The following is a 12,207-nucleotide window of genomic DNA, read 5'->3' on the forward strand; positions in this document are numbered from 1 at the left end:
CGTTCGTCCCGACCAGAGCGGTGTAAGCACCCCACCCGCTGCCGACCTTCGTGCGGGCGGCGAACGGCGCCGCGGCGCTCCCCGTACCCGCGTACAGCCACAACGTCCCCGACGCATCCCGCGCCACCAGGTCCGACCGGCCGTCACCCGTCACGTCGTTCGTCCCGACCAGAGCGGTGTAAGCACCCCACCCGCTGCCGACCTTCGTGCGGGCGGCGAACGGCGCCGCGGCGCTCCCCGTACCCGCGTACAGCCACAGCGTCCCCGACGCGTCGCGCGCCACGAGGTCGGCGAGGCCGTCCCCGGTCACGTCGCCCGCGCCCTCCAGCTCCTGGTAGGTGTTCCAGCCGCCGCCGACCTCCTGGCGGGTGCCCAGCGGGGCCGTGGAGTCACCGGTGGCGGGGTAGTACCAGAGGACGCCGTTCGCGTCGCGCGCCACGAGGTCGCCGCTCGCGTCGCTGCGCTGGCCGGACAGGGACGTCAGTGCGGTGTACCGGTCCCAGGCGCCGGCGATCTCGGTCCTCGCCAGGTAGGGCGCCGCGGCCTTCCCCGTGGTGCGGTACTGCCACAGCGTGCCCGAGGTGTCCCGGCCGAGCAGGGCGCCGGGGGCGGCGTCGTTGGCGGTCATGGTCACGGTGCCCCGGTCGGAGGCGGACTGCCCGGTGCCGTCGGCGGCCTGCGCCAGCAGCTCGTAGCGGTACGTCCCGCTCGGGAGTATGAGGCCGCCGCCCGTCCGGCCGTCCCAGGAGACGGAGATCGACCGCACCGCGGGGGTGACGGCGGAGCCGCTGTAGAACCGGGCCTCGGCCCCCGTCATCACATTGGTGACCGTCAGCTGCCAGGTGGCGACCGGCTTGGAGACCCACCACCGCGGGTGCCATCCGCCGTCCGCCCCGAGCGCGCTGAACGCGGCGGGCACCGACCGGTCGGGGAAGGTCAGCTGGGAGGCGGGCCCGGCGGTCGGGTACGCCTGCACCACGTGCACGGTGTCGGCGGAGTCGACGTAGGCGAGCTTGTTGGACGTCGGATCGACGGTCCAGGTCAGGCCGCGCGTGTCGGTGTCGGCGGCGGGCCTCTTCATGCCGGTGACGTCGTCGAGGGCGGTGCTCGTGCCGCCGGACAGCGCGGTCACGTGGATGGCGCCGGACGCCGGGTCGTACGCGGCCAGGAAGCCGTCGCCGAGCAGGACGTCGCCGGACGGTGCCGGGTAGGTCCGGCCGGTCGCCGTCTCGATCACTCCCGCGAGGCCCGCGGCGGAGCAGCTCCAGTACAGCAGCGGCCCGTTGGTGCGCAGGTCGTCGGGGGCGCAGTCGGCGCCGGTCGGCAGGGAGCCGGCCGGGGCGCCGGTCCGCAGGTCGGTGGCGGTCAGCGTGCCGGACGAGGCCGTCCACAGCGTGGAGTAGTCCAGGACCTCGGAGGCCGCCGTGTCGTCGCGGACGATGGTGTTCCGCGCGATGTCCACCACGATCTCGTGCGGCGTGTCGCCCGGGGTCCGGTACAGCACGTACCGCGGGGAGGTGCCGAGGATCCGGCCGCCCCTGGCGGGCAGCGCGACCGGTGCCGGGTCGTCCGCGGTGACCAGGGCGTCCGCCGAGGTGGCGGGGTCAACGACCAGGCGGGCCACGCCCTCGTCGCCGCCGTCGGCGAAGCGGCCCGGCGTGCCGGGGAGGTCGCTCACGGGTACGTCCTGGACCGGCAGCTCGGCGCCGGCCCGCGGTTCCGGGCCGAGACCGACGCTCTCGCCGCGCAGGGTCGTCGCGCCGTGGACGGTGTTCTGCACGCGGACGGTGCCCCGGTCCAGCGTCAGCCCCGTCACCTCTCCCCGGTAGTAGAGCTGCGGGACGGTGTGCCGTACATAGGTGACGACCGTTCCGGTGCCGTCGGTGAAGACCTGGTAGATGCCGCGGACGCCGGAGGCGTCGCGGCCCACCACGATCAGCCCGTCACGGCCGGGCAGCACCTGCTCGGCCACGGGCAGCACGTCCTGGGCGGACTCGCCCGGAACGGCCGGCTCCACATGCAGCGGGCCGCCGGGCGTGTCGTTCCAGACCACATGGGTGCCGACGGTGAAAGCGCGCACCTCGGCGCCGGGCCGCGGCGCGACGGCGACGACGCGCGGGGCCGTGGTGCTCCCGAGCGCCATCATGTGCACCGCGGGGGTGCCCTGCGCGGTGTACCAGCTGACCGTGTCGCCGGAGAGGGCGAAGCTGCTCGCCTCACCCGTCACGGGGAGGACCTGGACCTTCCCGGTGATCTCGTTCACGATGCCGTAGGCCGCCGCGCCGTCCTGCTGCCAGCGCACCACGGCGCTGATGTCGAGGGCGGCCAGAACCGCCGGAGCCTCGTCGGCGACCGCACCGGCCGGCAGTTGCACCGGGATGTCCGACAAGGTGCCCTCCACGGGCCGGACGATCCGGTACTCGCGCGACCCGTCCTCGGCCGTCCTGGTCGCCAGCGCCGCCCCGCCGCCCAGCACGGGGTGGGCGTCCTCGGCCGGCACGGTGAAGGACGTCAGGGTGCCTGTGGTGACGGTCAGCAGGGTGAACCGCGTCGAGCCGTCGGCGTCGGCGCTGGAGTAGCCGATCCGGTTGTTGCTCTCGTAGCCGGCCGTTATCGCCGACACCGGGACGCCGTCCAGCGCCGGCACGGCCTTGGTCGCGCCGTTGGCGTTGCCGGTCCACTGGTAGCCGGCGGTGCCCTCGACCTGGAACAGCTCCCCGTCGAAGCCCGTCGCGACCAGCGACACGGCGGGATCCCCGGTGGCGTCGACCGCCGGGATCCGGACGTCCGCCGCCCCGGCAGCGTAGGCATGTCCGCAGACGGCCAAGGCGCTCCCCGCGCCCAGCGAGAACACCGCGGTCACCGCCACGGCGGCGCGCACGAGCTGATGGCGTTTCACAGGAACCACTCCCCCTCGCGGCGCGCGCGGCGGATGCGGTTCACACCACCACCCACGCCCCCATTGTGTGCGATCCACTCTAGCACGTGGAGTGTGAACTCGGTCAACACTTTCCATGCCTGTGAATAACCCACCCGAGAACTCACCCGAGGAGAGGGCCGGCCGGCGTCACTCCGGGGCGAACTCCGGGAGGACACCCTTCACCAGCAGGAAGCAGCCGTAGGGCCGGTCCTCGCCGGTGACGACGACGGCGAAGGCGGCGCGGGCCCGGTCGTAGAACGCCTGGCGTTCCAGCCCCTCGACGGCCACCGGCCTGCCCGTCTCCTGCTCCACGACGGCGAGGAACTCCGTCTGCACCGCCGGCCGGCTGCCGGGATCGCCGACGACCCGCATCCGCGCGACCGGCTCGGGGACGAAGGTGTCGAGCGGCAGGAGACCGAGCACGGCCCGGCCCGCCGAGACGACGTCGGTGCCGTCGAGGCGGATCACCCGCTCGTTCAGGGAGTGGGCGGGGAAGTTCCGGTCGACGAGCGCGATCGTGTCCCCGTGGCCCATCAGCGCGAGCGCGTGCAGGAGGTCCGGGGAGAGCAGCGGGTCGATCCCCTTGAGCATGGTCGGCGGCTTTCTGTCGTGGGGTTCGGGCGGGTCAGTGGTCGGCGCCGGGGGCGGGCCGCGGGGCCCGGCGGCGCAGCACGGGTGGCGCGAGCAGCCCGCAGGGCTCGGGGGCGGAGCGCAGGCCGGTGCCGGCGTAGTAGCGGTTGGCCGCCGACGGGGTGAGGCGGAGGCGCAGTTCGTTCGGGCCCGGCCGCAGGCACCCGGCGGGGACGGTGAACCGGTAGGGGGACCAGCCCCGGTCGCCGGCGCCCGTCCCGTTGACGGACAGCGACGCCCCTCCGGCCACGGCCGGGAGGGTCAGCTCCAGCTCGGCCGGCGTGTCGAGCACGAGCTGCCGCACGTAGTCGGCGGCGCCCGCGAACGACGGAAGGCCCTGGCCCTCCCAGCCGTGCGTGACGGCGATCGGGCGGCGGGTGCCCGCCTCCTCGTGGGCGTCGTCCGGGATCTCCAGGAACCACCCGGAGGCGAGCTCCTGCGGGGCGGACCAGGCGTCACGGGCCTCCGGCGCGGCGGGCACGGCGGGCACGGCCTGCCCGGCGGGGCGCACGCGCAGCAGGCGCAGGGCGTTGGGCTCCAGCCGCCAGGCGATTTCGCCCTCGGCCGTTCCCAGGTCGCGCACCGAGCCGTCGTCGGCCGTCCACTCCTCGACGTGCCAGGCTCCCGCGGGCAGCCGCACCTCCACCGCCGACTCGGCACCGGCCCCCGGACCGGCGAAGAAGGCGAACCGGAAGGCGCCGGAGGACCGCGGGCCCGCGGGCTCCCGCTGGACGCCGGAGGTTTCCGGGCCTCCGCGCCAGCGCACCGCCGAGCCGTCCGCCGTGCGCACGTCGGGCACCACCGGGTCGTACGGGACGAGGGCGCGCAGCGCGTCCGCGCCGGGGACCGCCGCGCGGGTCTCCACCGACGGCGCCAGCGCGGCCCAGTCCGCCGCGGCGGTCTGGGGTCCCTCCTGGTAGACGGCCGGTGTGGCCCCGGCGGCGATCACCCGTACGCCCGCCTCGGCCATGCCGCGGATCCGGCGCAGCACCTCGGCCGAGCGCAGGGTGGTCACGGAGGGGAGTACGAGGGTCCGGTAGCGGCGCCCGCCGAAGAGGACCGCGCCCTCCGTCAGCGCGGCGTCCGCGATGTCGCGCTCGTCGACGAGGTGGAAGCCGACCCCGGCCTCGGTGAGCGCGCGGGCCCAGTCGCCCGTCACCCGGGCCTGCGGACCGAGCTGTCCTTCGGTCCACAGGGTGCGCAGCGGGTAGAGGACGGCGACGTCGGCCCTCGGCGCCACCGGCTCCAGGAATTCGCTCAGCCGCGCGCTCTCGGCCGCGAAGCGCGCGTGGTGGTCGGGGAACCAGGGCTCGAAGTTGATCCCCGGGGGGAAGTCGAAGCGGGGGTTGGCCAGCGATTCGTGGTCCGCGCCGTGGCCATGGGTCTGGTAGAAGCCGTGGAAGATCATCTGCCGCATGCCGTGCAGGTGGTGGGTGATCGCGGTGGTGCGCAGCTCCTCCAGGCCCAGTCCCCAGTGGCCGGACCACGGGGCGCCGCCCTCGGGCGGGGTGAGGAAGTACTGCTCGACCATGGTGCCGCTGCGGCCGTGGTGGCGGGCGACCGAGTCGCCGAGGACCGGGCTGAGCTGCGCGACGGCGTCCTGGGCGTCCACCGCCGTCAGGTCTCGGTAGGCGTCGACGCCGAAGTGGTCGAGGCCGAAGTTCACCCGCAGGTCCCAGTGGGCGAACGCGGTGTCCAGCCGCCAGCCGCCGACGTGCCCGAGGACCTCGTGGCCGGACTGGAGCAGGCCGTGGGCGTGGCTCCAGTCCCGCAGCCGGCCGAGGAAGGTCCGCGTCGCGTACGCGCTGAAGTGCTCGTAGAACTGGGCGCGCAGGCTCAGCTGCTCCGGTTCCTCACCGTCCAGGACGGCGGCGAGCACTTCGGGGGTGCGCGCTCCCCAGCGCTCGCGGACCGAGGCGGCCAGCCGGGCGTGGAAGGGCATCGCCGAGCGCAGGTCGCCGGTGCGGCCCTCCCAGTCGTAGTACACGGCGTGCGGCTGGTCGAAGAACATGTAGGCGACGGTGCTGCCGAAGAAATCGCCGAGGGCGTCGGCGAACGGCTGGTAGCCGGCCTCCACGAAGCGGTCGACGGCGGCCGGGTCCATGGGGTTGACCAGCCGTGAGGTGGCGCACCGGGCCGAGACCAGGACGATCGTCTCGTCCCCTTCGGCCACCGGCCCGGTGAGGTGGACGCGGCACCCGTCGGCGGCGCCGCGCACGCGCTCGACGGCGTCCGGCCGCTCGGCGACCGGGCCGCCCGGCCCGCGGCGGACGAGGACGTACTCGGTCCGCCAGTCGGCCCAGGCGACCGCGCCGCCCTCGTAGTGCCATCGCATCGCGGCCGGGCCCAGGTCCTCGGTCGCCGAGCGGATCCCCCGGAGCGTCCCCTCGCTCTCCCCGGGGCCGATCCGCACCCAGAACAGGTGCCGCTCGCGCAGTTCGTCGTGCCCGGCCACCGCGCGGCCGCCGGCGTGGCCGGTCTGCCAGTTGTAGTCGTCGTAGACGCCGACGACCATGCCGTACCGCGCGGCCTCCTCGACGGCGCAGCGGCAGGCGGCGAGGTAGTCCTCGTCGAGGTAGCCCTCGATCGGGTAGGACAGGCGCGCCTGCACCTGGAAGCCGCGGATCCCGGCGTCGTGCATCTGCCGCACCTGGGTGCGGATCGTGTCCCGGTCGGGCAGGTGGTGCCAGAACCAGTACGTCGCGGGTGAGTGCCACGGGTCGGGGTCGCGGAAGCGCTCCTGCGCGGTGCTGTGTGCGGGCAACGGATGTCAGCTCCTCGGGTGGCGGCGGGGCGCTGCGGCCCCGCCGCCACCGGGTCGGTCAGCGGTCGGTCGCGTCGGCCGCGGCACGGCCGGGCGCACCGGGGGACGGGACCACCGGGCCGCCGGCGTCCCTCCCGGTCACGAGCGAGTAGTCGGGCTTCGGGTCGAGCCGGAGCCCGAAGGTGAGCACGGCGTAGAGCGCGCCCGCGATGGCCATGGCGATGACGATGCCGAGCCCGCTCGCGCCGAACACGCCGTGCTGGGCGCCGGAGGTGAGCAGGAAGCCGGTGATCTTCGCGAAGTTCTTGTCGGAGCTGGTGACCAGGCCGAGGCCCAGGACCGTGGCGACGACCAGGCTCACGATCGCCGTCCACCGCCCGTCCCGCCCGCCGAAGCCGCGGCCGTTGGCCATGTCGGTGTTCCAGCCCAGGCGGCGCTGCCGGACGAAGTCGACCAGCTGGATCGCGCCCATCGACCCCATCATCACGGCGATGAGCGACAGGAACGACTGGAAGGTCGCGAGGAAGGAGGTGGAGACGAATTCCAGGTAGAACGCCCCGGCCGCGATGATCGTGGCGTTGATCCCGGTCGTCGCGGCGCGGCGCAGCGGGACCCCGACCGCCATGAGCGCCAGGCCCGAGCTGTACATGCCGGTGATGGCCGCGGAGACGAGCGAGATGACGATGACGACGGAGAAGGGGACGAAGAACCACATCGGCAGCAGCGCGGTCAGCGCCCCGACCGGGTCGGAGGCCGCGGCGCCGCCCAGCTCCGGGTCGCCGCCCACGAGCAGCGCCCCGACGACGAGCATCACGACGACTGGTGCGCTCAGCCCCGCGACCGTCCATCCGATCACACCGCGCGCCCTGGTCGTGCGCGGGAGGTAGCGGGCGAAGTCGCCGCCGTAGTTGAGGAAGCCCAGGCCGACGAGCGTCATCGCCATGATGATGCCGCCGACGAATTCCAGCGGGCCGCCCGCGTGCGGGTCGCCGAGGTGCGACCACTGGACCTTCGGCAGCACGAAGGCGAGGAACGCCACCGTCATGACGCCGGTCAGCCAGGAGATCCACACCTCGATCCTCATGATCAGCTGGTGCCCGAGCACGGCGACCGTCATCGTCACCGCGAGCACGGCCACGAACCACAGCGCGAGCGCCGGGGTGGTGCTCGAACCGTCGGCTCTCGCGAACGCGGACGGCCAGAGCTTCGCGAACAGGTGGGCGCCGGTGCTGGAGGCCAGGGTGATGATCGTCACCTTCCAGCCCATGTTGGACAGGTAGGCGAAGAACGCGGGGATCCGGTTGCCCTTGGTGCCGAAGGCGAAGCGCGTCTGGGTGAGGGTCGGCAGGCCGGTGCGCGGCCCGCCGACCGCGAGGATGCCGACGAGGGCGGCCGAGGCGAGGTACCCGATGGTGCCCGCCACGATCGTCTGCCAGACGTTCAGGCCGAGACCGAAGACGAAGATGCCGTAGCTGACGGCGAGGATCGATATGTTCCAGGCGAACCACACGGCGAACAGGCCGCTGGCCCTTCCGCGCCGTTCGCCGTCGGGAACGGGGTTGACGCCGTTGGTCTCGACGGTGGTGCCTCGTCGTCCCTGCTGAGCCGCATTGCTCATGGACGTGCGCCTTTCGGTGGGGACTGGTGAAGGTCAGGGGGTGGTGGCCGGGGTGGTGGCGGCCGCCGGTTCGCGGGCCACGAGGGCGTCGACGGCCTCCGGGCTCAGCAGGGCCCCGCGGGCGCCGGGCGCGGTCACCGCGAGCGCGGCCGCGGCGCAGGCCCGTACCGCTGCCGCGCCGAGGGTGCTCCCGGCGGCGAGACCGGCGGCGAGCGCGCCGAGGAAGGCGTCGCCCGCGCCGACCGTGTCCACCGCCTCGACACGGAACGCGGGCACATGGGCAAGGATGCCGCTTTCGGAGACGACGGCGCCGCCGCTGCCCAGGGTGACGACGCAGTCACCGAGCCCGCCCTGCCCGAGCACGGCCGCGACCGCCTCGGGGGTGGCCAGGACCGGTCCGGCGCCGAGCAGGTCGGCGAGCTCACCGGCGTTGAGCACCAGGACGTCGACGAGCGCGAGCAGCTCGCGGCCGAGCTCACGCGCGGGTGACGGGTTGAGCAGGACGCGCGCCTGCCCGGCGTAGGCGCGCAGCGCGGCCTCCACCACAGGGGCGGGCACCTCGTGGTTGGTGACCACCACGGCGGGCGGCGGCGCGGACGCCGCGAGGGCGCGGACGTGGTCGGGCCGCAGCAGGTCGTTGGCGCCCGAGTCGACCACGATGCAGTTGTCCTCCGGGCCGACGAGCAGCACCGCGGACCCGGTGGCGGTGTCCTCGTGCCGCAGGACGCGGGTGAGGTCCACACCGGCGGCCGCGAGGTCGGCGAGCGCCGGTCCGGCGTCGTGCCCGACGCTGGCGAGCAGCGACACCGCGGCGCCGAGGCGCCGGGCGGCGAGCGCCTGGTTGGCGCCCTTGCCGCCGCCCGCCTGGAAGCGGCCGCGCGCGCTGACCGTCTCCCCGTCGCGCGGCAGGCGGTCGAGCCGGTAGCCGAGGTCGAGGTTGACGGAACCGACGACGAGCACTTCCCCGCCGCCCGCGGGACGCCGGTCCGCACGGCGGTCTGGAGGTGTTTGCGGTAGATTCTCCTCTGGGAAATGCATTTCCAAAGGAAAGCACGGGGCCTTCCTCCTCGTCAACGGTCGGCCGGAAGGCGCCCTGCTAGCATCGGCCGCGCCGGAGGCGGAGGGGATCGGGATGGGCGCACGCGTGAGCTTGAAGGACGTGGCCGCGCGCGCCGGGGTCTCGGTCACGACCGCGAGCCGGGTGCTCTCCGGTGTGCAGCGCAACGTCGATCCCGAGCTGGCCGAACGTGTGCGCACCGCGTGCGAGGCGCTGGGCTACAAGGTCAACGCGGCCGCCCGGGCGCTGCGGGTGCAGTCGATGGACGCCGTCGCGCTGGTCGTGCCCGCGATCGCCAACGCGTATTTCGCCGAGCTGGTCTCGGCCTACTCGCGCCGCCTCGGCCACCTGGGCAAGCGCCTGGTGACCATCGACACCGACGAGAGCCCGGAGATCGAGCGCCGCCAGCTCGGCGGCATGGACCGGGTGCTCGTCGACGCCGTCCTGGTCGTCCCCGCGGCCTACGAGCGCAGCGGCGCGGCGATAGCCGAGCTCGCCCGGTCCGGCCGGGTGGTCCAGGTCGACCGCCGGGCGCGCGGTGTCGACGCCCCCTCGGTGCGGCTCGACAACGCCGCGGGCGTGCGCCTCCTGGTCGAGCATCTGCGCTCGCGCGGGCGGCGGCGCATCCTGCTGGTCGACGCCCAGGAGGACTCGTCCTCCAGCATCGAGCGCACCGCGGCCTTCCGCGCCCTGGCCGGGCCGGGCGACCGCGTGCTGGAGATGCCGAGCTTCACGGTCGCCAGCGGCATCGAGGCGGCCGGGCATCTGCTCGCCGACCCACGCGGGACGGACGCGGTCATCTGCACCGCCGACGTCGTCGCGGTCGGCCTGCTCACCGCGCTGCAGCACGCGGGCCGGCGGATACCGGACGACTACGCCATCGCGACCTTCGACGGCACCTTCCTCTCGGAAACAGCGGCGCCGGGGCTGACCACGCTCGGCTCGGTCGCGGACGCCATGGTCGAGGCCTCCCTGACGCTCCTCGAAGGCGGCCGGGACGACATCGTGCTGGCCCCCGAGCTGGTGGTGCGCGGCTCCACGGGCTGAACCCCCGCCCCGGGCAGGCGCGGGTCCCGCCGCCCCGTCAGCCCACGGCCCGCCGGTCGAGCCACGCCCGGAAGGTCAGCAGGTCCGGCCACCGCCCGCGCAGCGCGGCGACGTCCGCCCCGTAGCCCGCGCCGTTCAGCCACGCGTAGAAGTCCACCAGGTACGGGGCCTGCTCGCGCAGTTCGCCGAGCGGGGTGCGGGCGATGCGGGCCGGTACGCCGTCGGCCGCGGTGAAGGCGTCGGCGACCTGCCGTACCGTCAGCTCGTCCCCGGCGATCTCCAGTACGGCGCCGGTGAACTCCTCCGGGTGCTCGAAGCAGTCCGCGGCGATCCGGGCGATGTCGGCGACGGCGATCATCTGGAGCGGGGTGCCGGCGTCCAGCGCGACCGCGCCCCTGCGTTCGCCGTCCCGCGCCTCCTGCATCAGGTAGGACCAGTTCTCCATGAAGAACACCGGCCGCAGGACGGTCGCGGGCACCCCGCGGGCGCCCAGGTGCGCCTCGACCTCCGCCATCGCCTCGAAGTGCCCGACGCCCGACCCGCGGCCGACCGGGGCGGCGGTGCTGTAGACCAGGTGGGCGACGCCCGCGGCCGCCACCGCGTCCACCAGGGCGCGGCCCCGGCGCACGTTGCGCGCCGGGTCCGGGTCGGGCAGGTCGCCGGGCTGCGGGGCGAACACGCCGTGCGCGCCCCGCGCGGCGGCCTCCAGCGACGCGGGGACGTCGAGGTCGCCGACGGCCAGTTCCGCGCCCAGCGAGGCGAGTTCGGCGGCCGCGGGCCGGGCGGCGTCCCGGACGAGCGCGCGTACCGCCCAGCCGGAGCCGAGCAGCCTGCGGGCCACCGCACCGCCCTGCTTTCCGGTCGCACCGGTGACCAGAACGGTCTTCGTGGCGGGCATGCGGGAACCTCCGACGGGTGACGGGTCATGAGTTGGGGCGGGGGCGCGACGGGGACGGGCCGGTCGTCGCACGAGCAGTCTCGTCCGGCGGTGATCGATGAGTCCAACACATGCTCGTCATCGCATCGATCGCCGGACGCGATGGATCCGGCGGCGGCACGACGGGCGGGACGGCGCACGCGCGCCCGGTCCGCCCCGCCGGCCCGCCGCCGTGATCGGCGGACGCCGCCGGGCGACCGGACACGAAACACCCCGGACACAAACGTCCGCCATCCGGACAACCGGCGCAATCGCGTGGACAGTTGCGCCGTCGCGGTGCCAGGGTCCGGCCATGAGTCCCGCGCACCCGCCCTCCCCGAGCCGTCCGGTCCTCGCCGCCGCCGTCCTGTTCCTCGGCACGGCCCTGACCGCGGCACTGACCGGCTGCTCCCCGCAGAGCGACACCTCCTCCGGCGCCCCGTCGGCCTCCGCGGGCGGCGCGTCCGCCACGGCGGCGGCCACCACCTCCTCCTGCGCCGCCGCCTCGCTGCCCACCCGCACCGCGGGCAAGCTCACCGTGGGCACCGACAACCCGGCGTACGAACCGTGGTTCTCCGACGACAAACCCGCCAACGGCAAGGGGTACGAGTCCGCGGTGGCCTACGCCGTCGCCCAGCGGCTCGGCTTCGGGCCCGGCCAGGTGGTGTGGCAGAAGGTGCCGTTCAACTCCGCCTTCTCCCCCGGGGCGAAGAACTTCGACTTCGACATCAACCAGGTGTCCATCAGCGACGAGCGGAAGAAGACGGTCGACTTCTCCCCCGGCTACTACGACGTCCGGCAGGCCGTCGTCGCCCGCAAGGGCTCCCCGATCGCCGGCGCGACCACGCTGGCCGACCTGAAGCAGGCCAAGCTCGGCGCGCAGGTCGGCACGACGAGCCTCGACACCATCACCGGCGTCGTGAAGCCGGCCAAGCAGCCCGCGGTCTTCCAGCGCAACGACCTCGCCGTGGCCGCCCTCAAGAACGGCCAGGTGGACGGCATCGTCGTGGACCTTCCGACCGCCTTCTACATCACCGGCGCGCAGGTGCAGGACGCGAAGGTGGTCGGGCAGTTCGACTCGGCGGGCGGCCCGTCCGAACAGTTCGGACTGGTCCTGGACAAGGGCAGCAAGCTCACGCCGTGCGTGTCGGCGGCCGTGACACAACTGCGCTCCGACGGCACGCTCGCCGGGCTGGAGAAGCAGTGGCTGACGGACGCGGTCGACGCACCGGTGCTCAGGTGACGGCAGCGGAGC

At 74.3% G+C, this 12,207-nt stretch carries 8 protein-coding genes; 2 read left to right on the forward strand and 6 right to left on the reverse strand.

What is annotated here, in order from left to right:
* The 5 genes from ACH4PY_RS18940 to ACH4PY_RS18960 form a co-directional block, all read right to left on the reverse strand.
* The coding region (locus ACH4PY_RS18940) for an FG-GAP repeat domain-containing protein (RefSeq protein ID WP_398183572.1) at window positions 1–2,899 on the reverse strand (2,899 nt) is incomplete at its 3' end.
* Window positions 2,900–3,067: 168 nt separating this feature from the next.
* Window positions 3,068–3,511: an RbsD/FucU family protein gene (locus ACH4PY_RS18945; protein ID WP_398183576.1), complete on the reverse strand. Its 444-nt coding sequence runs from the start codon at window positions 3,509–3,511 to the stop codon at window positions 3,068–3,070.
* Between the two features lie 34 nt (window positions 3,512–3,545).
* Window positions 3,546–6,314 carry a hypothetical protein gene (locus ACH4PY_RS18950; protein ID WP_398183579.1) on the reverse strand — a complete coding sequence of 923 codons (2,769 nt, stop codon included), beginning with the start codon at window positions 6,312–6,314 and terminating at the stop codon, window positions 3,546–3,548.
* A 58-nt stretch (window positions 6,315–6,372) separates the two neighbouring features.
* A complete protein-coding gene (locus ACH4PY_RS18955; protein WP_398183582.1) occupies window positions 6,373–7,932 on the reverse strand; it encodes a purine-cytosine permease family protein in 1,560 nt (519 codons plus the stop codon).
* Between the two features lie 33 nt (window positions 7,933–7,965).
* Entirely contained in the window at window positions 7,966–8,892 is a 927-nt protein-coding gene (locus ACH4PY_RS18960) for a PfkB family carbohydrate kinase (protein WP_398183585.1), read from the reverse strand.
* Window positions 8,893–9,076: 184 nt separating this feature from the next.
* On the opposite strand from ACH4PY_RS18960, the gene ACH4PY_RS18965 reads away from it, so the two are divergent.
* Window positions 9,077–10,036 (forward strand): LacI family DNA-binding transcriptional regulator, encoded by a 960-nt coding sequence (locus ACH4PY_RS18965; RefSeq protein ID WP_398183588.1) that lies wholly within the window; start codon window positions 9,077–9,079, stop codon window positions 10,034–10,036.
* A gap of 37 nt (window positions 10,037–10,073) precedes the next feature.
* On the opposite strand, the gene ACH4PY_RS18970 is transcribed toward ACH4PY_RS18965, so the two are convergent.
* Window positions 10,074–10,934: an NmrA family NAD(P)-binding protein gene (locus ACH4PY_RS18970; protein WP_398183591.1), complete on the reverse strand. Its 861-nt coding sequence runs from the start codon at window positions 10,932–10,934 to the stop codon at window positions 10,074–10,076.
* Window positions 10,935–11,265: 331 nt separating this feature from the next.
* On the opposite strand from ACH4PY_RS18970, the gene ACH4PY_RS18975 reads away from it, so the two are divergent.
* Entirely contained in the window at window positions 11,266–12,195 is a 930-nt protein-coding gene (locus ACH4PY_RS18975) for an ABC transporter substrate-binding protein (RefSeq protein ID WP_398183593.1), read from the forward strand.
* The last annotated feature ends 12 nt before the right edge of the window (window positions 12,196–12,207 follow it).

It is taken from the genome of Streptomyces sp. NPDC021224 (assembly GCF_044332905.1).
Classification (GTDB): Bacteria; Actinomycetota; Actinomycetes; order Streptomycetales; family Streptomycetaceae; genus Actinacidiphila.

Coding starts and splice junctions, on each gene's coding strand:
- ACH4PY_RS18975 (WP_398183593.1), top strand. CDS start 11,266: ATGAGTCCCGCGCACCCGCCCTCCCCGAGCCGTCCGGTCCTCGCCGCC.
- ACH4PY_RS18955 (WP_398183582.1), bottom strand. CDS start 7,932: ATGAGCAATGCGGCTCAGCAGGGACGACGAGGCACCACCGTCGAGACC.
- ACH4PY_RS18945 (WP_398183576.1), bottom strand. CDS start 3,511: ATGCTCAAGGGGATCGACCCGCTGCTCTCCCCGGACCTCCTGCACGCG.
- ACH4PY_RS18970 (WP_398183591.1), bottom strand. CDS start 10,934: ATGCCCGCCACGAAGACCGTTCTGGTCACCGGTGCGACCGGAAAGCAG.